The organism is Pseudomonas danubii, assembly GCF_042980055.1.
In the GTDB taxonomy this organism is placed as follows: Bacteria; Pseudomonadota; Gammaproteobacteria; order Pseudomonadales; family Pseudomonadaceae; genus Aquipseudomonas; species Aquipseudomonas danubii.
This window is the reverse complement of the sequence record NZ_CP116502.1, coordinates 5,929,222-5,948,423: the sequence shown is the minus strand read 5'-3', so window position 1 is coordinate 5,948,423 and position 19,202 is coordinate 5,929,222. Positions and strand designations below refer to the sequence as shown.

16 protein-coding genes and 1 pseudogene are annotated in these 19,202 nt (G+C 61.8%); 9 read left to right on the top strand and 8 right to left on the bottom strand.

What is annotated here, in order from left to right; translation table 11 throughout:
• The first annotated feature begins 48 nt into the window (after nucleotides 1-48).
• Nucleotides 49-1,263, top strand: a complete 1,215-nt coding sequence (locus PFZ56_RS26580) for a winged helix-turn-helix domain-containing protein (protein ID WP_170002750.1) — start codon at nucleotides 49-51, stop codon at nucleotides 1,261-1,263.
• Nucleotides 1,264-1,330: 67 nt separating this feature from the next.
• On the opposite strand, the gene PFZ56_RS26575 is transcribed toward PFZ56_RS26580, so the two are convergent.
• The gene (locus PFZ56_RS26575) at nucleotides 1,331-2,677 is read right to left on the bottom strand and encodes a class II 3-deoxy-7-phosphoheptulonate synthase (RefSeq protein WP_102860904.1); all 1,347 of its coding nucleotides are present in this window, start codon (nucleotides 2,675-2,677) and stop codon (nucleotides 1,331-1,333) included.
• 160 nt (nucleotides 2,678-2,837) lie between these two features.
• Here PFZ56_RS26575 and PFZ56_RS26570 point away from each other — a divergent pair, with 160 nt between their 5' ends.
• Nucleotides 2,838-3,593 (top strand): spermidine synthase, encoded by a 756-nt coding sequence (locus PFZ56_RS26570; protein WP_102860905.1) that lies wholly within the window; start codon nucleotides 2,838-2,840, stop codon nucleotides 3,591-3,593.
• A gap of 52 nt (nucleotides 3,594-3,645) precedes the next feature.
• Here PFZ56_RS26570 and PFZ56_RS26565 read toward each other — a convergent pair whose 3' ends face one another.
• Nucleotides 3,646-4,437, bottom strand: coding sequence for a crotonase/enoyl-CoA hydratase family protein (locus PFZ56_RS26565; protein WP_102860906.1), 792 nt, complete (start codon nucleotides 4,435-4,437; stop codon nucleotides 3,646-3,648).
• A 96-nt stretch (nucleotides 4,438-4,533) separates the two neighbouring features.
• Nucleotides 4,534-4,749 (bottom strand): hypothetical protein, encoded by a 216-nt coding sequence (locus tag PFZ56_RS26560; protein WP_162884077.1) that lies wholly within the window; start codon nucleotides 4,747-4,749, stop codon nucleotides 4,534-4,536.
• Nucleotides 4,750-4,825: 76 nt separating this feature from the next.
• On the opposite strand from PFZ56_RS26560, the pseudogene PFZ56_RS26555 reads away from it, so the two are divergent.
• Nucleotides 4,826-6,533, top strand: a pseudogene (locus PFZ56_RS26555) (DEAD/DEAH box helicase).
• Between the two features lie 138 nt (nucleotides 6,534-6,671).
• Here PFZ56_RS26555 and PFZ56_RS26550 read toward each other — a convergent pair.
• Nucleotides 6,672-7,439, bottom strand: coding sequence for a class III extradiol ring-cleavage dioxygenase (locus PFZ56_RS26550; protein WP_102880434.1), 768 nt, complete (start codon nucleotides 7,437-7,439; stop codon nucleotides 6,672-6,674).
• Between the two features lie 101 nt (nucleotides 7,440-7,540).
• Here PFZ56_RS26550 and PFZ56_RS26545 point away from each other — a divergent pair, with 101 nt between their 5' ends.
• Nucleotides 7,541-8,206 (top strand): thiopurine S-methyltransferase, encoded by a 666-nt coding sequence (locus PFZ56_RS26545; protein ID WP_170002748.1) that lies wholly within the window; start codon nucleotides 7,541-7,543, stop codon nucleotides 8,204-8,206.
• Between the two features lie 68 nt (nucleotides 8,207-8,274).
• Here PFZ56_RS26545 and htpX read toward each other — a convergent pair whose 3' ends face one another.
• The gene (gene htpX / locus PFZ56_RS26540) at nucleotides 8,275-9,162 is read right to left on the bottom strand and encodes a protease HtpX (protein ID WP_102880432.1); all 888 of its coding nucleotides are present in this window, start codon (nucleotides 9,160-9,162) and stop codon (nucleotides 8,275-8,277) included.
• 304 nt (nucleotides 9,163-9,466) lie between these two features.
• Entirely contained in the window at nucleotides 9,467-10,678 is a 1,212-nt protein-coding gene (locus PFZ56_RS26535) for a pyridoxal phosphate-dependent aminotransferase (RefSeq protein ID WP_016965070.1), read from the bottom strand.
• Between the two features lie 223 nt (nucleotides 10,679-10,901).
• On the opposite strand from PFZ56_RS26535, the gene msrB reads away from it, so the two are divergent.
• The 3 genes from msrB (at nucleotide 10,902) to PFZ56_RS26520 (ending at nucleotide 12,341) form a co-directional block, all read left to right on the top strand.
• A complete protein-coding gene (msrB, locus tag PFZ56_RS26530) occupies nucleotides 10,902-11,294 on the top strand; it encodes a peptide-methionine (R)-S-oxide reductase MsrB (protein ID WP_102880431.1) in 393 nt (130 codons plus the stop codon).
• 103 nt (nucleotides 11,295-11,397) lie between these two features.
• Nucleotides 11,398-11,883 carry a glutathione peroxidase gene (locus PFZ56_RS26525; protein ID WP_110594560.1) on the top strand — a complete coding sequence of 162 codons (486 nt, stop codon included), beginning with the start codon at nucleotides 11,398-11,400 and terminating at the stop codon, nucleotides 11,881-11,883.
• Nucleotides 11,880-12,341 carry a MarR family winged helix-turn-helix transcriptional regulator gene (locus PFZ56_RS26520; RefSeq protein WP_102860911.1) on the top strand — a complete coding sequence of 154 codons (462 nt, stop codon included), beginning with the start codon at nucleotides 11,880-11,882 and terminating at the stop codon, nucleotides 12,339-12,341. The genes PFZ56_RS26525 and PFZ56_RS26520 overlap by 4 nt, the downstream gene beginning before the upstream one ends.
• Here the strand turns inward: PFZ56_RS26520 and PFZ56_RS26515 are convergent.
• Nucleotides 12,325-14,646, bottom strand: coding sequence for a response regulator (locus tag PFZ56_RS26515; RefSeq protein WP_170002746.1), 2,322 nt, complete (start codon nucleotides 14,644-14,646; stop codon nucleotides 12,325-12,327). The genes PFZ56_RS26520 and PFZ56_RS26515 overlap by 17 nt on opposite strands.
• A gap of 165 nt (nucleotides 14,647-14,811) precedes the next feature.
• Here PFZ56_RS26515 and PFZ56_RS26510 point away from each other — a divergent pair, with 165 nt between their 5' ends.
• Together PFZ56_RS26510 and PFZ56_RS26505 are read left to right on the top strand one after the other, a co-directional pair.
• Nucleotides 14,812-15,702, top strand: coding sequence for an ATP-binding protein (locus PFZ56_RS26510; RefSeq protein WP_110653134.1), 891 nt, complete (start codon nucleotides 14,812-14,814; stop codon nucleotides 15,700-15,702).
• Nucleotides 15,699-16,181 (top strand): GAF domain-containing protein, encoded by a 483-nt coding sequence (locus tag PFZ56_RS26505; RefSeq protein ID WP_016965076.1) that lies wholly within the window; start codon nucleotides 15,699-15,701, stop codon nucleotides 16,179-16,181. The genes PFZ56_RS26510 and PFZ56_RS26505 overlap by 4 nt, the downstream gene beginning before the upstream one ends.
• Nucleotides 16,182-16,187: 6 nt before the next feature.
• On the opposite strand, the gene PFZ56_RS26500 is transcribed toward PFZ56_RS26505, so the two are convergent.
• On the bottom strand, nucleotides 16,188-19,136 hold the full coding sequence (locus PFZ56_RS26500) for an HD domain-containing phosphohydrolase (RefSeq protein ID WP_170002744.1): 2,949 nt from the start codon (nucleotides 19,134-19,136) through the stop codon (nucleotides 16,188-16,190).
• Between the last annotated feature and the right edge of the window lie 66 nt (nucleotides 19,137-19,202).

The following is a 19,202-nucleotide window of genomic DNA, read 5'->3' as shown; positions in this document are numbered from 1 at the left end:
AAGCCACTTCCCGGTGCGCTAGCGTGCGGGCAGACAAGGAGAACTCCCATGCCCGCACAATGCTCTTTCTCTCTCAAGCAGGCTCGACGTCTGGCGCTGGCCGCCCAGGGTTTCGGCGGGCGCCAGCCGTCGGCAACGATCAAGGCCGCACGCCTCAATCAGCAGATAGAACGCCTGGGCCTGTTGCAGATCGATTCGGTCAACGCCTTGGTGCGGGCCCATTACCTGCCGCTGTTTTCCCGCCTGGGCAGTTATCCACAGGCGTTGCTCGATCAGGCCGCCTGGAGTCAGGGCCGGCAACGTACGTTGTTTGAATACTGGGGGCATGAGGCGTCGTTGCTACCCATGTCCATGTACCCGCTGATGCGCTGGCGGATGCAGCGGGCAAAACAAGGGCAGGGTATCTACTCCCAGTTGACGCGCTTTGGTCTGGAGCGCCAGGCCACTGTCCGTCGGGTAATGGCCGCAGTTGAAGAGCAGGGCGCGCTAGGCGCCGGCAGCCTGTCCACCCGTGAGGAGCGTGCCGGGCCCTGGTGGGATTGGAGCGAAGAAAAGCATGCGTTGGAATGGCTGTTCGCGGCCGGTGAGGTAACGGTGGCGGGGCGCCGCGGCTTCGAGCGCCTGTACGATTTGCCGGAGCGGGTGATCGCGCCGCAGATCCTTCGGCAACCGCTGCTGGATGAGGCTCAGGCCCAGCGTCGCCTGATGCTGCATGGCGCAACCGCTCTGGGTGTGGCCACGGAAAAGGACCTTCGGGATTATTTTCGTCTCGATCCAGGCGACAGCCGTGCACGACTCGCCGAGCTGGTGGAGTCCGGCGAGTTGCTGGCCTGCGAGGTTCAGGGTTGGCGTCAGCCGGCCTATTGCCTGCCGCAGGTCAAGGTGCCGCGCAAGGTCGAGGCCAGTGCGCTGTTGTCACCGTTCGACTCACTGATCTGGGAGCGCAGCCGCACTGAGCGACTGTTCGATTTCCGCTATCGGCTGGAGATCTATACGCCCCGGCACAAGCGGGTCTATGGCTATTACGTGCTGCCGTTCTTGCACAACGAGCGGATCGTCGCTCGGGTCGATTTGCGGGCGGAGCGAGCTCAGGGGCGTTTGGCGGTGCATGGGGTGCATGAAGAGCAGCCCGGTCTGGACGAAGAGGGCATCCGGGCATTGGCCGTGCAATTGCGCAAGATGGCCGATTGGCTGGGGTTGGAGCAGATTCAGCTCAATTGCCAGCGTGATGCTGCGCGACATCTGCGTGAGGTGCTGGAGTGAAGCGCTTCGCAGGCAAGCCCGTTCCTACAGTGGCCTTGCAGGAGCGGGTTTGTCCGCGACAGCGCTTTTAGCGTTTGACCTGCTTCAAAGTCTCGGCAATCAGGAAGGCCAGTTCCAGGGACTGGTCGGCGTTCATCCGCGGATCGCAATGGGTGTGATAGCGATCCGATAGGCCGTCTTCGGTAATGGGCCGTGCGCCGCCGATGCACTCGGTGACGTTCTGACCGGTCATCTCGATATGGATGCCGCCGGCATAGCTGCCTTCAGCCTGGTGCACCTGGAAGAACTCCTTGACCTCGGTGAGGATCTGCGCGAAATCCCGGGTCTTGTAGCCGCTGCTGGCCTTGATGGTGTTGCCGTGCATCGGGTCCGAACTCCAGAGCACCTGCTTGCCTTCGCTTTCTACCGCACGGATCAGTTGCGGCAGATGGTCGCCGACCTTGTGGGCGCCCATGCGCACGATCAGGTTGAGGCGCCCGGGATCGTTGTCCGGGTTGAGGATGTCGATCAAGCGGATCAGTTCCTCGGTGTTCATGCTCGGGCCGACCTTGACCCCGATCGGGTTGTTCACGCCCCGCAGGAACTCCACGTGGGCACCGTCGAGTTGGCGAGTGCGGTCGCCGATCCACAGCATGTGCGCCGAGCAATCGTAATAGTCGTTGGTCAGGCTGTCGCGGCGGACAAAGGCCTCTTCGTAATTGAGCAGCAGCGCTTCGTGGGCGGTGAAGAAGCTGGTCTCGCGCAGTTGCGGCGAGCTGTCCATGCCGCAGGCACGCATGAAGGCCAGGGTTTCATCGATGCGGTCCGCGAGCTGGCTGTATTTTTCGGCCAGAGCCGAGTTGGCGATGAAGTCCAGGTTCCACTTGTGCACCTGGTGCAGGTCGGCAAAGCCGCCCTGGGCGAAGGCCCGCAACAGGTTCAGGGTGGCCGTGGCCTGGTGGTAGGACTGCAGCAGGCGGTCCGGGTCCGGTATCCGGCTTTTTGCATCAAAGCCGATGCCGTTGACGATGTCGCCGCGATAGGCCGGCAAGGTCACGCCATTGATGGTTTCGTCGTTGGCCGAGCGCGGCTTGGCGAACTGGCCGGCCATGCGTCCGACCTTGACCACCGGGCAGCCGGCGGCAAAAGTCATGACAATGGCCATCTGCAGCAGCACCTTGAAGGTGTCGCGGATCTTCGCGGCGGAGAACTCAGCGAAGCTTTCGGCACAGTCGCCGCCCTGCAGCAGGAAGGCGCGGCCCTGGGTCACTTCGGCAAACTGGCGGCGCAACTCCCGGGCTTCACCGGCAAACACCAGCGGTGGATAACTGGCCAGGGTTTGCTCGACCTGCAGCAGATGCGCAGCGTCGGGGTACTGGGGTTGTTGCTGGATCGGCAAAGCGCGCCAGCTGTCGGGGCTCCAGGGTTGGCTCATCGCGGACTCGAGTGCGTTACGGTGGGAGGGGCATGTTAGCAGCAAATTAGTGCGTGACCTGCTCCTCTCGCTTGGCCGACAATCGCGCCTTTCCCGCTCGCTGCCGAGCGGTTGGTTTATCGCGCCGGCCCGATTGCGAGCCCCGCGACTAGGAGATGAAATGACTGAGGAGCGCGTCGAGCGTGTGCTCGCCGAGGTTCATGACCAGTTCGGCATGATTCGGGTATTGGAAGTGGCGGACTACCGCTTCCTCGAATTTGGCGACGCCATCGAGCAAAGCTGCGTGTTCACCGCCGACCCCAGCTGGCTGGAGTACGACTACACCCGGGCCATGCTGATCGGTGCCCTGTGTCATGAGGCGCCGGAGAGCGCACTGTTTCTCGGCCTGGGCGCCGGGACCCTGACCCAGGCCTGCCTGAAGTTCCTGCCCCTGGAAGACGTCGAAGCCATCGAACTGCGCCCGGATGTTCCACGCCTGGCCATCGAGTACCTGGGCCTGGACGATGATCCGCGTCTTTATATAAGAGTGGGTGACGCCCTGGAGTTGCTGGACAGTGCCGAATCCGCTGACCTGATCTTCGTCGATCTGTACACCGATGTCGGCCCGGGCGTCGGTCATCTGGCCTGGGGCTTCCTGGAAAACTGCCAGAAGCGCCTCAATCCCGGAGGTTGGCTGGTGATCAACCAGTGGGCTACCGATGACGGCAAACCTCTGGGCGCAGCCTTGTTGCGTGGCCTTTATCACCGCCACTACTGGGAGCTGCCGGTGAAGGAGGGCAATGTGATTCTGATCGTGCCATCCGACCTGGAGCAGGACCTGGATCTGCCGAGCCTGACCGCCCGGGCTGAAGCCCTGGCCCCGCGCCTGGGCTATTCCCTGCAGTCGCTGATCAAGGCCATTCGTCCCGCCACCTGATACTTGCGCAGGAGCCGGTTTGTCGGCGAGGACGATCTGCCGGCCTCCTGGATCAGCAACCCTTGAACACCCCCGGTCGCTTCTCGATCATCGCCCGCACGCCTTCCTTGGCGTCCTCACTGTTCATCAGTTTGTGTATCAGCGGTGGCAAGCCCTGAGCGGCCAGCGTCTCGCCTTCTAGCCTGGCCTGGCGCGCCGACATCAGCGTCGCCTGCACCCCCAGCGGCGCCTGTCGGGCAATCCGCTCGGCCAGTTCAATGGCCCGTGGCAGCAGGTCCTCACTGGCCATCACTTCCTGGACCAGCCCCAGGCGCAGGGCTTCATGGGCATCGAACTCGTCACCGGTCAGTAACCAGCGCATGGCATTGCCCCAGCCGGCCAGTTGATGCAGGCGCAGGGTTGCGCCGCCGAAGGGAAAGATGCCGCGCTGCACTTCCATCTGGGCAAAGCGCGTATTGCTGGCGCAGAGGTTGATGTCCGCCGCCAGCATCAGCTCGATGCCGATGGTCAGGCAGTAACCCTGTACGGCGACTATCACGGGCTTGCTTACCCGTGGTCCGGCGAACACGCCCCAGGGGTCGCAGCCGCCGGGCGGTGCCTGCCAGCCCTGAGCCAGGGCAGCGCCGACATTGGCCAGGTCCAGCCCTGCGGTAAAGTGTTCGCCGTGGCCGAACACCACGGCGATCCGCGCTTGGCTGCTGGCTTCGAACTCGCCATAGGCCAGGCTCAGCTGGTTGAGCAGCTCCAGATCGAAGGCATTGCGCTTGGCGACCCGGTCCAGGCCGATCAGGAATAGATGACCGCGCAGTTCGCGGCTGACACGGCTGGCACTGGGCTGATTCATGAGCGCGATCCTCAAGGGGGGGAAGAGGGAATGGGCAAGACGGCTTTCAAGCACCAGGGTGAATCGTTTTAGCGGTGGCGACCAACAACGGCGGGCTCAAGCAAAATAGCGCGCCCTTCGAGTCTGCGCAAAGCCCGTGACCATCGGGCGTTCAGCGGATTTTTCCGATAAAAAAAACTCCCTTTTTTGAGTAATTCCGGTATAGTGCGCGCCGGCCTTTAGCCGGGCCACGTTTAGGTAATGCAATTCCCCGAAGTCAGCTTCGGCTGCTTGTCCGCTGCGCGGACTATCCTTGACGATCCATTCATCCAATCGTTTTCGCAAATCCCCGCCGACAAAGCTGCCAGGGTGACTCTTGAGTCTTACACGGCATGCGCAGCTTTGGAGCATGGGTCTTTGCGGATGCACTTAGAGGCAGACCCATGACCCAGGAAATCGGCGGCTTCGCCGCTCTTGAACTTCATCCCAATATTGTCGCTGCAGTAGTCGCTACCGGCTATGAAGAGCCTTCGGCTATTCAGCAGCAGTCGATCCCGATCATCCTTGCCGGTCACGATATGATTGGCCAGGCGCAAACCGGTACCGGTAAAACCGCTGCCTTTGCCCTGCCTATCCTGCACCGCATTGATCCGTCCAAGCGCGAGCCGCAAGCTCTGATCCTGGCCCCAACCCGTGAGTTGGCGCTGCAAGTTGCAACCGCTTTCGAAACCTACGCCAAGCAAATGCCGGGCGTGACTGTTGTGGCCGTCTACGGCGGTGCGCCGATGGGCCCACAACTGAAAGCAATCCGTAATGGCGCACAGATCGTTGTCGCCACTCCGGGCCGTCTGTGCGACCACCTGCGTCGCGACGAAAAAGTGTTGGCCACCGTGAACCACCTGGTTCTCGACGAAGCCGACGAAATGCTCAAGCTGGGCTTCATGGATGACCTGGAAGTCATCTTCAAGGCCATGCCTGAGTCCCGCCAGACCGTACTGTTCTCGGCCACTCTGCCGCAGTCGATCCGGGCCATTGCCGAGCGTCACCTGAAGGACCCGAAGCACGTCAAGATCCAGAGCAAGACCCAGACCGTCACCGCGATCGAGCAGGCTCACCTGCTGGTTCACGCTGACCAGAAGACCTCTGCTGTTCTGAGCCTGCTGGAAGTTGAAGATTTCGACGCCCTGATCATGTTCGTGCGCACCAAGCAAGCGACCCTGGACCTGGCCAGTGCCCTGGAAGCCAAAGGCTACAAAGCCGCTGCGCTGAACGGTGACATCGCCCAGAACCAGCGTGAGCGCGTGATCGACTCCCTCAAGGATGGCCGTCTGGACATCGTTGTGGCCACCGACGTCGCCGCTCGTGGTCTGGACGTACCGCGTATCACCCACGTATTCAACGTGGATATGCCGTACGACCCGGAATCCTACGTGCACCGTATCGGCCGTACCGGCCGTGCCGGTCGCGAAGGTCGTGCGCTGCTGCTGGTGACTCCGCGTGAGCGCCGCATGCTGCAAGTGATCGAGCGTGTGACCGGGCAGAAGGTTGCCGAAGTTCGCCTGCCGGACGCCCAAGCTGTTCTTGATGCGCGCATCAAGAAGCTGACCAACAGCCTGTCGCCGCTGGTAGCTGATGCTGAAGCCACCCACGGTGAGCTGCTGGATCGCCTGACTGCCGATATCGGTTGCAGCCCGCGCGCCCTGGCCGCGGCCCTGCTGCGCAAGGCCACCAACGGTCAAGCGCTGAACCTGGCAGCCATCGAGAAAGAGCGTCCACTGGTGCCCAACAGCGCGCCACGTGGTGATCGTCCTGAGCGTTCCGGCGATCGTCCTGATCGTGGTGACCGTGAGCGTCGCGCGCCAATGCCTCTGGGCGAAGGCCGTGCTCGCTGCCGTACCGCGCTGGGTGCCCGTGACGGTATCGCTGCCAAGAACCTCTTGGGCGCGATCCTCAACGAAGGCGGCCTGGCCCGTGAAGCCATCGGTCGCATCCAGGTGCGTGACAGCTTCAGTCTGGTCGAGCTGCCGGAAGACGGTCTCGACCGTCTGCTGACCAAGCTCAAGGACACTCGCGTTGCCGGCAAGCAGCTGAAGCTGCGTCGCTACCGCGAAGATTGATCCGCTCTCGGGCTGATTGATCAGGCATAAAAAATCCCCGACTGGTTCGGGGATTTTTTTTGCCTGGAGTTTGGGTCGGGACTGTTCGCCGGCAAGCCGGTTCCTGCGGGGTTGTGTAGCAGTCTTGCCGTTGAGGCATCAGCCAAAGCGGTAGATGTCCATGCCCAGGGCGCCCAGGGTGAAGCCCTGGTGGGCCACGCTGAATTCGCCACCGGCACCCCGGGCGAAGTACAGCGGTAGCAGGTGTTCATCGCTGGGATGGCTGCGCACGGCATTCGGTGCTTGCTGCCGATAGTCATGCAGGGCTGCTTCGTCGTCGGCCGCCAGTTTTTCGATCATCCAGTCACGAAAGGCCTTGGCCCAGGGCTCGACGCTTTCCGGCCCGGCGTGCCAGTCCAGTTCCCGCAGGTTGTGGGTAATGCTGCCGGAGCCGATCAGCAGCACGCCTTGTTTCCTCAGGTTCGCCAAGGCATGACCGATGCGGGTCTGCAGGGCGGGGCCCTGGTGACTGGGCAGTGACAACTGGATCACCGGGATGTCTGCTTGTGGATACATCAGCGACAGTGGCACCCAGGCGCCGTGGTCGAAAGGCCGCTGGTTGTCCAACTGCGCCGGCAGGCCGTCGGCCTTGAGCAACTCCACCACTTGCGCTGCCAGTTCAGGATCGCCGGGAGCCGGGTATTGCACGGCAAACAGTGCGGCAGGAAAGCCGCCGAAGTCATGCCAGGTTTCCGGATGAGGGTGGGAGCTGACCCGCAGATCCTGGCTTTCCCAATGGGCTGAAACCACCAGGATCGCCTTGGGGCGTGGCAGCTGTGCCGCCAGGTTGGCCAGGGCAGGACCGCTGGCACCGGGCTCCAGGGCCAGCATGGGAGAACCGTGGGAGATAAACAGGCTGGGGAGCATGAGAAGGTCCTGAAGGTTAAGATGCGCCATCTTCAATCAGATCATTGATCTAAATCTAATATAAGTTTTAGGGCTATTTGATCGAATTTTAAGGACTTCTCATGCACGCGGACTTTTGGCAAAAACGCTGGGAGCAGGATCAGATCGGTTTTCACCTGGCAGAGGTCAACCCCTACCTGCAACGGTACTGGCCGGGTTTGGGCTTGCCCACGGACGCGCGGGTGCTAGTGCCTCTGTGCGGCAAGAGCCTGGACTTGATCTGGCTTGCCAACCAGGGTTTTCAGGTTCTGGGCATCGAGTTGGCGGAGAAGGCCGTTGAAGACTTCTTTCGCGAGCACAATCTAGAACCGCAGCTCAGCCAGCGAGGTGGCTTCAAGGTCTATGCCCATGGTCCGATCCAGCTCTGGTGCGGTGACTTCTTTGCCCTGACTGTCGAGGACGTTGCGGGTTGTACTGCACTGTACGACCGTGCCGCGATGATCGCCTTGCCCCCCGAAATGCGTCAGCGCTACGCCGCGCACCTCAATAGTCTGTTGCCCGCGGGCAGCAAGGGGCTGTTGATTGCCATGGATTACGATCAGTCTCAGCTGGACGGTCCGCCATTTGCGGTGCTCGACGATGAAGTCCGTGAGCGACTGGGGAGTGCCTGGCAGCTGGAGGTAGAGGTTGAGCGTGACATTCTGGGGGAGAGCTGGAAGTTTCTCCAGAATGGAGTCACGCGGCTGGTGGAGCGAGTCTATCGTCTGGAAAAGCAGGGCGGACGCTGACAGGTGTTTTCCCGCAGCATGCAAAAGGGCGACTTGCGTCGCCCTTTTGGGTGTTTCCGGTTGGCTGATCAGCCGCGACGACGCAGGGCGTCGATACGCTCTTCCAGCGGCGGGTGGCTCATGAACATGCGAGCCAGACCCTGTTTGATGCCGCCATTGATGCCGAAGGCGTTCAGGGTGTCGGGCATATGCACCGGCAGGCCCTGTTCCGAACGCAGGCGCTGCAGGGCACCGATCATGGCGTTGGTGCCGGCCAGGCGGGCACCGGCTTCGTCGGCACGGTATTCACGCTTGCGCGAGAACCACATGACGATGGCGCTGGCGAGAAAGCCCAGGACCAGCTCGGCGAAGATGGTCGCCACGTAGTAGGCAACGCCCTGGCCTTCTTCGTTCTTGAAGATCACCTTGTCGACGAAGTTGCCGATGATCCGCGCGAAGAACATCACGAAGGTGTTCACCACGCCCTGGATCAGCGCCAGGGTCACCATGTCGCCGTTGGCAACGTGACCGATCTCGTGGGCCAGTACGGCTTTCACTTCATCGGGCGAGAAGCGTTCCAGCAGGCCCTGGCTGACCGCCACCAGAGCGTCGTTCTTGTTCCAGCCGGTGGCGAAGGCGTTGGCCTCGTAGGCCGGGAAAATACCCACTTCGGGCATCTTGATCCCGGCTTCGCGGGACAGTTGCTCAACGGTTTGCAACAACCATTGCTCATGGCGGGTGCGCGGTTGAGTGATGATCTGCGTGCTGGTGCTCATCTTCGCCATCCACTTGGAGATGAACAGCGAGAACAGCGAACCGGCAAAACCAAAGACGGCACAGAAAATCAGCAGCTGATTGAGGTTGAGATCAACCCCATTGGCCGCCATGAACCCGTTGAAGCCGAAAAGGCTCAGGGTGATGCTGGCAATCAGCACGACCGCAAGGTTAGTGGCCAAAAACAGCAGGATTCGCATCATGGTTGTAGAAATCTCCTCAAGCTAAAGATGTAGCGTACTGCGGGGTATATAAGGTGCGGCAACGGCCTATTCAATACGGCTTCTATTTCAAACTGTGTCGTCTAGCCCCGGGGTTAGACGCTTGCATGGACGCGGCGCGGGCGATTGTCGGATGGGGCAATCAACCGGCTGCGGTGCAGGATTTGTGACAATGGGCCGGACGGAAAGTGCAAGCTTATAGAAGGGGCGTGGTGCAGGGCAGCGAAGATGTGTTGCTGAATTAATCGCAGTGCGACCGGGTAAGGATCGCACTGCGTGATTCGGATTACTGGCGGTAGGACTTGAGGAAACTTCCGATCCGCCCAATGGCCTGTTCCAGGTCATCGACCCGCGGCAGGGTGACCACGCGGAAGTGATCCGGCCAAGGCCAGTTGAAGGCGGTGCCCTGGACCACTAGGAGTTTTTCCGAAAGCAGCAGGTCGAGAACGAACTTCTCATCGTTATGGATCGGGCAGACTTTCGGGTCGATCCGGGGGAAGGCATACAGCGCGCCCATGGGTTTCACGCAGCTGACCCCGGGAATGTCGTTGAGCAGCTCCCAGGTACGGTTGCGCTGTTCCAGCAGGCGGCCGGGCGGCAGTACCAGGTCATTGATGCTCTGGTAGCCGCCCAGGGCGGTCTGGATCGCGTGCTGGCTGGGCACGTTGGCGCACAGGCGCATGTTGGCCAGCATGTCGATGCCTTCGATATAGCTCAGGGCATGCTGCTTGGGACCGGAAATGGCTACCCAGCCGGAACGGAAGCCCGCCACCCGATAGGACTTGGACAGGCCGTTGAAGGTCAGGCACAGCAGGTCTGGCGCCAGGGAAGCGGTGCAGATGTGCACGGCGTCATCGTAGAGGATCTTGTCGTAGATCTCGTCCGAGAACACCACCAGGTTGTGCTGGCGAGCCAGCTCCAGCATGCCCAGCAGCACCTCCTTGGGGTACACGGCGCCGGTGGGGTTGTTCGGGTTGATGATCACCAGTGCCTTGGTGTTCGGGGTGATCTTGGCCTTGATGTCGGCCAGGTCCGGCCACCAGTTGGCCTGCTCGTCGCACAGGTAGTGCACCGGGTTGCCGCCGGCCAGGCTCACCGCGGCGGTCCACAGCGGGTAGTCCGGCGCCGGTACCAGCACTTCGTCGCCATTGTTGAGCAGGGCCTGCATGGCCATCACGATCAGTTCGGAAACACCGTTGCCCAGGTAGATGTCTTCAATGCCGATGCCTTCCACCTGCTTCTGCTGGTAGTACTGCATCACCGCCTTGCGCGCACTGAACAGGCCCTTGGAATCGCTGTAGCCCTGGGCGGTGGGCAGGTTGCGGATCACGTCCTGGAGAATCTCGTCCGGCGCCTCGAAACCAAAGGGCGCCGGGTTGCCGATGTTCAGCTTGAGGATGCGATGGCCTTCCTCTTCCAGACGCTTGGCGTGCTTGAGCACTGGGCCGCGAATGTCATAACAGACGTTGGCGAGCTTGTTCGATTTGCTGACCTGCATGGCGATGTGTTCCCGAAAATGAACGATCCAGGCGGAGGATGAACTACCGTACTGGGAATCCTGCCGTGTCACACCGGCCTGTAGCCCGCACCGGCGCGGCAAAATCCGTTTGAATGGGTGTAACGCGGCTGCCAGACTGGCGTCTGACGAGGCGCAATCATACGTGCCGCCCGATCCGTGGAAAAGACACAGATCGGGCTTTTTCCGTTGCAGAGGAAGGACCATGGAAAAGCTGGAAAAAACCCTGGAAGAGTGGCGGGCGATGCTCGATCCGGAGCAGTACAACGTCTGCCGGCTCAAAGGCACCGAACGGCCCTTCTCGGGCAAGTACAACGGCACCAAGACCGATGGGGTCTATCATTGCATCTGCTGCAATGAGCCGTTGTTCGACTCCAAGGCCAAATTCGACTCTGGGTGTGGCTGGCCGAGTTTCTTTGAACCCATCGCCGACAGTGCCATGGTCGAGATTCGTGACGTGAGCCACGGCATGATCCGGACCGAAGTGGTTTGTGCCAAATGCGATGCCCACTTGGGCCATGTTTTCCCGGACGGTCCGCCGCCCACCGGCTTGCGTTATTGCATCAATTCGGTTTGCCTGGATCTGGTTCCGCGTTGAATAGCAGGGCGATTCTTCGGAGTCGCCTTTCGGTTAATTAAATTGCGTGCAATTTAATTGATCGCTATTTTTACTGCCTCTTATCTTGAATGGAATTGCTGCCATGACCGATTCGCTGCTGACTATTCCCTGCACCACCATCAAGGGTGAACAGAAGACCCTGGCGGACTTCTCCGGCAAGGCTGTGCTGGTGGTCAACACCGCCAGCAAATGTGGCTTCACGCCCCAGTACAAGGGACTGGAGGAGTTGTGGCAGACCTACAAGGACCAGGGCCTGGTGGTACTGGGGTTTCCGTGCAACCAGTTCGGCCAGCAGGAACCGGGTGACGAAGGGGCGATTTCCGAGTTCTGCGAGCTGAACTACGGTGTCAGCTTCCCCCTGTTCAAGAAGATCGAAGTCAATGGCGCCGCCGCTCACCCGCTGTTCGTCCAGTTGAAGAAGCGTGCGCCTGGGGTCCTGGGTTCCCAGGGCATCAAATGGAATTTCACCAAGTTCCTGATTGGCCAGGACGGCAAGCTGGTCAAGCGTTTCGCGCCGACGACCAAGCCCCAGGACCTCGGCCGCGAGATTGAAGCCCTGCTCAAATGAACGACCTGTCGGCGGATTCACTGAAACTCGATTCCCAGCTGTGTTTCAAGCTGTACGCTGCCTCGCGGGCGGTGGTTCGTGGCTACAAGCCGATGCTCGACCGCCTGGGCCTGACCTATCCGCAGTACCTGGTGATGCTGGTGCTGTGGGAGTGGCAGGCGGTGCCTGTGCCGCAGCCGACGGTGAAGGCGCTGGGGGAGCGTCTGTCCCTGGATTCCGGCACCCTGACCCCATTGCTCAAGCGTCTTGAACAACTGCAACTGGTGCAGCGCCAACGCTCAGGACGTGATGAGCGGGAAGTGCACCTGAGCTTGAGTGAAACGGGTCTGGCGCTGCGCGATCAGGTGCCGCCACTCAAGGCGGCGCTATTGTGCGAGAGCGGCGTTGACCTCAACAGCCTGGACCAGTTGCGCGACGGCCTCGATCACCTGCTGCAGCAGATCAGAGCCTTGTCGTAGTGGGCACCCACAGATCCAGCAGGGCGATCAGTTCCTCGCGGCGAAATGGCTTGGCCAGGTAGTCGCTCATGCCCGCCGCTCGGCAGCGTTCGCGCTCCTCGGGCATGGCGTTGGCGGTCAGGGCAATGATCGGCAAGTCCGGCCAGCGCCCACTGCGGCGGATCTGTCGGCTGGCTTCATAACCGTCCATGACCGGCATGTTGCAGTCCATCAGCACCAGGTCGAAGCGGTTGTGCTCCAACTGGTTGAGGGCCTCGGCGCCATGGACGGCCACGGTCACGGCACACCCGAGCTTGCTGAGCATGCCTTTGGCCACCAGTTGATTCACCGGGTTGTCTTCCACCAGCAGAATGTCTGCCCGGCGGATCTGCGCCGGCATTTCCAGCTGGGCGTCATTGAGGGTAATGGTTTCCGCCAGCAACGAGCGGCGCAGGGTCTGATACAAGGCATTGCGCGCCAAGGGGCGAGCCTGTTGCTGCAGCGGCGCCAGGGCGCTGGCCTCTTCGCTGGGCAGGAAGCTGCCATAGGCGGTCACCAGCAGGATCGGCGCGGTAATGGCCGGGCGCAGGCCGAACAGGCATTCCGGGCAATCCGTGATCAGCAGGTCGGGGTCACGCCCGGCCAGCGAGTCCTCGATGTCGTAACGCTGGTAGTCGAGCCCCCAGGTCGGCAGCAGGGAACCCAGCAGTTCAGCCAGGCCGCTGCCGGCGTCGGTGATGGCGATGATCTTGCCGGACAGCGCCGGCGGCGCAATGGCCGGGGTATGGCAGGGCAGCGGCAGATCGGCGCAGAACTGACTGCCGAAGCCCACTTCCGAGCTGATGCTCAAGCGCCCGTTCATGGCCTCGCAGAGGTTGTAGGTCAGGGCCAGGCCCAGCCCCGTGCCGCCGTATTGGCGGGTGATACCGGCGCCCGCCTGGGTGTAGGGCTGGAAGATCCGTACCTGGGCTTCCTGAGCGATGCCGATCCCGGTGTCGCAGATTTCGATACGCACCCCGTCGCCCTGGGTGCTCAGGCGCACATCGACGCGGCCGAAGCGGGTGAACTTGAGGGCATTGGACAGCAGGTTGCTGACGATCTGTCGTACCCGCATCGGGTCCCCCAGCACCAGGGCCGGAAAGTCCGGGGCGATCAGACAGGCCAGTTCCACGCTGGCTGCCGCGTTCTGCGATAACAGGTTGGCGGTGTCTTCCACCAGCACCCCGAGGTCGAAGGGGATGCGCTCCAACTCCAACTGCCCGGCGTCGAACTTGGACATGTCGAGAATATCGTTGAGCAGCTCCACCAGGACTTTGCCGGAGTCGTGGGCGATAGACAGTTGCTGGCGCTGTTCGGGGGTCAGCGGGCTGTCCAGGGACAGGGCGATCATCCCCAGCAGGCCGTTGAGCGGGGTGCGGATCTCGTGGCTCATGTTGGCCAGGAATGCAGCGCGGGCCTGGGCCATGTCCAGGGCAGTGCGCCGGGCGACCTCCAGCTCCTCGTTGGACTGGCTGAGCCGGGCGTTGCTGGCCTTGAGCTCGGTGGTGCGTGCCGAGACCATGTTTTCCAGCTGCCCGAGGTATTCGGTCAGGCGGTTCTCGGCATTGCGTCGTTGCTGGATCTCGGTGGCCATGATCTCGAATTGCTGGTTGGCCACCTTGACCAATACCCCGACTTCATCGTTCTCGTGGCCGTGGGGAAACTCCAGTTTGGTCTGTTGCGGGCTGCGCGGGTCACGGCTGCTGAGCTCGCGGATCACCCCTACCAAAGGCTTGGTCAGCATGACGTAGAACAGTGCCAGGAGAATCCCGGTGAGGATCAGGCTACGGGCGAAGCCGTTGATCAGGGTGACCTCGGCGCGGCGCAGGAAGCGGCTGCCGAAGGCATAGGTGTCGACGTCCAGATGCAGGGTGCCGAGGGACTCCTCGGGCAGGTGGCTGAGGTACAGGCGATTTTCGAACTGCCGGTCGGCACCGAACAGGAAGTCGCTGAGGGCCCGGTAGGGGCTCTGTTGCGCGGGCCGTTCGACGTTGGCCAGCAGGGTATTGTTGTTGTCGATGAGCTGCGCACGAATGATCGCCGGGGAACGCAGCAGGCCCAGGGTCAGTTCCTGGGCCAGTTCGGAGTCGATGTTGTAGGCAATGCGTGAGGCCGGGTTGTGACTGATTTCCAGCAGTGACTGAATTTCACGATTGATGGAGGCATCTTCGCTGGCATAATCGATGCCGATTTGCAGCAGACTGAGCGCGGTCCCCAGAATGAAACCCACCAGCACGGTGAGCCGGGCCTGTTTATAGGACAGGCGATTGGTGAACTTGATATCCATGGGGGGCTGAACCACTTTCGTTTCCCTTCGCTGCGCAAGCATAGCTGATCATCTTTGGTTGCCGGCCTGGCCTGGCAGCAGCTGATAAGGCAATAGACCCTTTGATCAGGACGGCGTTTGGTCTGTGTGACGCATCATTACCTTGAACGTGCCTGAGGAAAAGTCGTGGATGCCCGATTGAATGCATTTCTTGAACGTGCCGATGCCGTCCTGGCCCGAATCGAACCGCTGCTACCTGCCTTGCGTCAGAGCATCGACTGGAATCAGTGCCTGGCAGCCCGCTGGCAGCGTGAAGGCCGCAGTGGCTTCCTGCTGCCCCTGGAAGTCAGCCTGGATATGCGCCTGAGCGATCTGATCGGGGTCGACAAGCAGCGCGAGCAGTTGGCGCGCAATACCCAGCAGTTTCTTGACGGCCTGCCGGCCAACCATGCCTTGCTCTGGGGCTCGCGTGGCACCGGTAAATCCTCCCTGGTGCGAGCCTTGCTGGCCGAGCACGCCAAGGGCGGCCTGCGGTTGATCGAGATCGAACGTGATCACCTGGCGGACCTGCCACGGGTGGTGGAGCAACTGGTCAAGCTGCCCCAGCGTTTCGTGCTGTTCTGCGACGACCTGTCGTTCGAGGCCGGCGAGGGCGACTACCGGGTGCTCAAGAGCGTACTCGACGGTTCCCTGGAGCAGGCTCCGGAAAACGTGCTGTTGTACGCCACCTCGAACCGCCGGCACCTGGTGCCGGAAAAGGAAAGTGACAACGAGAACTGGAAGCGGGTTGACGGCGAACTGCACCCCAGCGAAGCGGTGGAAGACAAGATCGCCCTGTCGGACCGCTTTGGCCTGTGGCTCTCGTTCTATCCCTTCACTCAGGAACACTTTCTCAATGTGGTGGAACACTGGATCGGCGAACTGGCGCGCAAGGCCGGCTTGAGCTGGCAGCGCACTGAAGAGCTGGACATTCTGGCGGTACGCTGGGCCACGGGCCGGGGCAACCGCAACGGCCGATGTGCCTATCAATTTGCCCGCTATTGGGTGGGCTTGCAGTTGTTGGAGCAAAAAGCATGATCGATTTGCAAAGTGCCGGCCAAGGTCTGGATGGCTATGGGCTGCTGTGTGCCCAGCTGGAGTCGCTGCTGGCCGATGAGCGTGACTTCATCGCCAATGCCGCGCAGTTCTCGGCGTTCCTGTTCAGCCAGCTCGATGACCTGAACTGGGCCGGCTTCTACCTCAATCGCAACCAGGAATTGGTGCTCGGCCCGTTCCAGGGCCAGATCGCCTGCGTGCGGATACCCTTCGGTCGTGGCGTATGCGGCACTGCCGCGGCCACCCTGCAGACTCAACGGGTAGAGGATGTGCATGCCTTTGCCGGACACATCGCCTGTGACAGCGCGTCCAACAGCGAGCTGGTGGTGCCCCTGGTCAAGGACGGCCGGTTGATCGGCGTGCTCGACCTGGACAGTCCGAAACTGGCCCGCTTCAGCCCGGCGGACCAGGCCGGGATCGAACAACTGGCGGCGATCTTCCTGCGCCTGAGTGACTGCTGACCGCCATCAGGCGGTCAACCCTGCCTTTTTCAACAGAGCGTCACGATCCACGGCATCGATCTGCTGTGGCACCAGGAAGCGCTCGGCGTAGCGCTGATAGATCTGCTCCTGAAGAAACAGCTCGAACAATTCGGGATCGATGTGGGCGTCGCGGCACATCATGGCCATGATGTTCAGCGCTTCGCTGAGGGTCTTGCCCTTCTTGTAGGGGCGGTCTGCCGCGGTCAGTGCCTCGAAGATATCGGCAATCGCCATCATCCGCGCCGGCAGGCTCATCTGTTCACGCTTGAGCTGTTTGGGGTAGCCGCTGCCGTCCATTTTCTCGTGATGGCCGCCGGCGATCTCCGCCACGTTCTGCAAGTGGCTGGGAAAGGGCAGGTGGTTGAGCATGATGATGGTCTGCACGATGTGGTGATTGATCACATAGCGCTCCTCGGCGGTCAGCGTGCCTCGGGGGATGCTCAGGTTGTACAGCTCGCCACGGTTGTACTTGTGGGCTGGCACCTGGAGCTTGAAGCCCCAGGGATTGTCCGCGGTCATGATCTCCACGGCGCTGCGTTCCAGCAGGTGTTCCGGCTTGTCCGCCAGCAGATGCTCCTGTACCGGCAGGCTGGGCGCCGGGGTGCGGTTCTGACGCTGCAGCTCTTCCCAGGAAACCCCCAGGCGATCGTCCAGGGTCCGGCTCCAGGTGCGCTGGGCGATGATCTGCAGGCGCTGCTGGTCGGCCTCGGCCATGAACTCGGCCCCCAGATTGCAGTGCGCGACAAAAGCGAAATCCTCGTCCAGGGCCCGCAGGCGCTCGTCGCGCTCGGCGGCCTGGGCGGTGGCCTCGGCCCCTTCGGCCACGGCCCGCCAGTAGTCGATCCAGGCATCGCGCTTGAGCACTTCGAAGCGGGTGCGGATTTCATGAATCCGGTCATTCAGGGTTTCCAGCTTGGTGGCTTTGTCCACCACGTATTCCGGGGTCGTGACCTTACCGCAGTCATGCAGCCAGGCGGCGATATGCAAGGCTTCCCACTCGTCGTCGCTGGGTTGATAGGCGGCGAACTTCGGGTCCTGGCTGGCGGCAGCGGCTTCGGCCAGCATCAGGGTCAGGGCCGGCACGCGCTGGCAGTGGCCGCCGGTGTAGGGACTCTTGGCATCGATGGCCCCGGCCAGCAACTGGATAAAGGCGTCCAGCAGATGCTTTTGCTTGTTCTGCAGGCGCTGGCTCTCGATGCACAGCGCGGCAGTGGCGGACACCGCCTGGATAAAGGCGATACGGTCCGGGCTGAGTTTTTCCAGGTCTGCCTCGGTGCCGCTGTCCACCAGAAACAGTAGGAGCATGCCCACCGTTTCGTTGTGCCGATTGCGCAAGCGGATGCCCACCAGATGGGAACTGGGACTGTCCAGGGCCAGCAGCACGCTTTGCAGGCTGCCGGCCTGTTCGAAGCCCAGGGTAGTGACCACGTTGTCGTTGTCGGTCAATTGATGCAGCCAGTCCGGGAGCCTCGGGTCCGTCAGGTCTTTGGTGGCGATATCGAAGCGCTGCAGGTCCTGGAGTTGTCCATCGATGATCAGGCCATAGGGTTGCAGGCGCGAACCCTTGCTTTCCGTGAGGTAGATCAGCCCGGCCTGGGCCTGGGCGATCTTCACGGTCTCGAACAGCACCCGTTGCAGCAGGGGATCGAAGCGGGTTTCGGCGGACAGGCTGGCGTTGATCTCGAAAAAACTGGCCAGGGTATCTTTCATCCGGGCCATGGACAGGCTCAGTTGGTCCACCTCCAGCACAGGTGAGCGCCGCGACACCGGGTAGTCGAAATTGAAGCTGCGGATGGCGTCCGCTTCCTGCACCAGAGCGTGCAGTGGCCGCACCAGAATGCGCGAGATCAGCCAGCCCAGGGGCAGACACAGCAGCAGGGTGGTCAGCGTGATCAAGGCCCCTTGCCAGCGCAGGCGGTAGGCATCGACCAGCAGTTCGTCCTCGGGCACCAGCAATGCCAGTCGCAGTCCGCCGGGCCCGCCTTCGGCGATATGGCTGCTGGCGACTATCCAGTCGCGTCCCAGGGCCTGCAAGTGACCGTCAACGGTCTGCCCCTGCAACAGGGCATCGAGCATCGGGTTCAGGTCATTGCCCTTGATCAGGCGCGCGCTGCGCTGTTCCAGCAGCAGCTTGTGGCTGTCGGGGTAGGCCACGACGTTGCCCTGGTCATCCAGCAGCGCCACCTCGGTGGCCGGTGTGACCCGGTTCTTGGCCAGGGTCGATGACAGTTGTTCGAGGGTCAGATCGGCACCGATCACTGCCATTCTGCCGCTGCGCCGGGCCAGGGTGGTGCCGACGTTGAGGGTGGAATAAAACACATAGGGCCGGGTGGTGATCTGGTCGGCATCGCCCCGGGCGCTGGAGAACCAGTCACGGGTTCTCGGGTCGTAGCGCTCGTCGGCGTGGTGCCGACGGTCGATCAGGGACAACCCGGCGTCATAGAACAGCGACTGTGAGTGAACCTGGCCGCTGCTGGCATTGCGCTCGATGCTCCAGATTTCGTAGGCGCTGTCCGGCGGGGCATGGCGCTTGTCCTTGATTTCGGCGTTGCGCAGCGGACGCACCATGAAGAAGTCGCCATTGGCATATCCCAGGTACAGCGAGGCCAGGTTCGGGTTGTCCTGCAACGACTGGCTGAACGGCTTGAGCAGCGCCAGACGCTGTTCCAGGTTTGAAGCCTGGGCCGCCGGGTTGTCCGCCAGCAGGCTGAGCAGGTGGCGTATGGGGTCATAGGTGGATTTCAGGTCGCTGCGCACATCCTGTTCGATGCGCTGGAAGAGTTTTTCACTGCTGCCCAGGATGATGCGGGTGGTCTGTTGGTAGTTGTAGATGCCCAGCACCACGCCAGTCAGGAGCAGCAACAGGGTGAACATCACGCTGATATGGATATGGAGAGGAAAGCGGCGTTGTGTAGGTTGTGGCGTGCTCGGCATTCCAATTCTCTCCAAGGGCACATCAGGCATAGCTCAGGAACCAAGCATAGTTAAGGCCGGTATTCT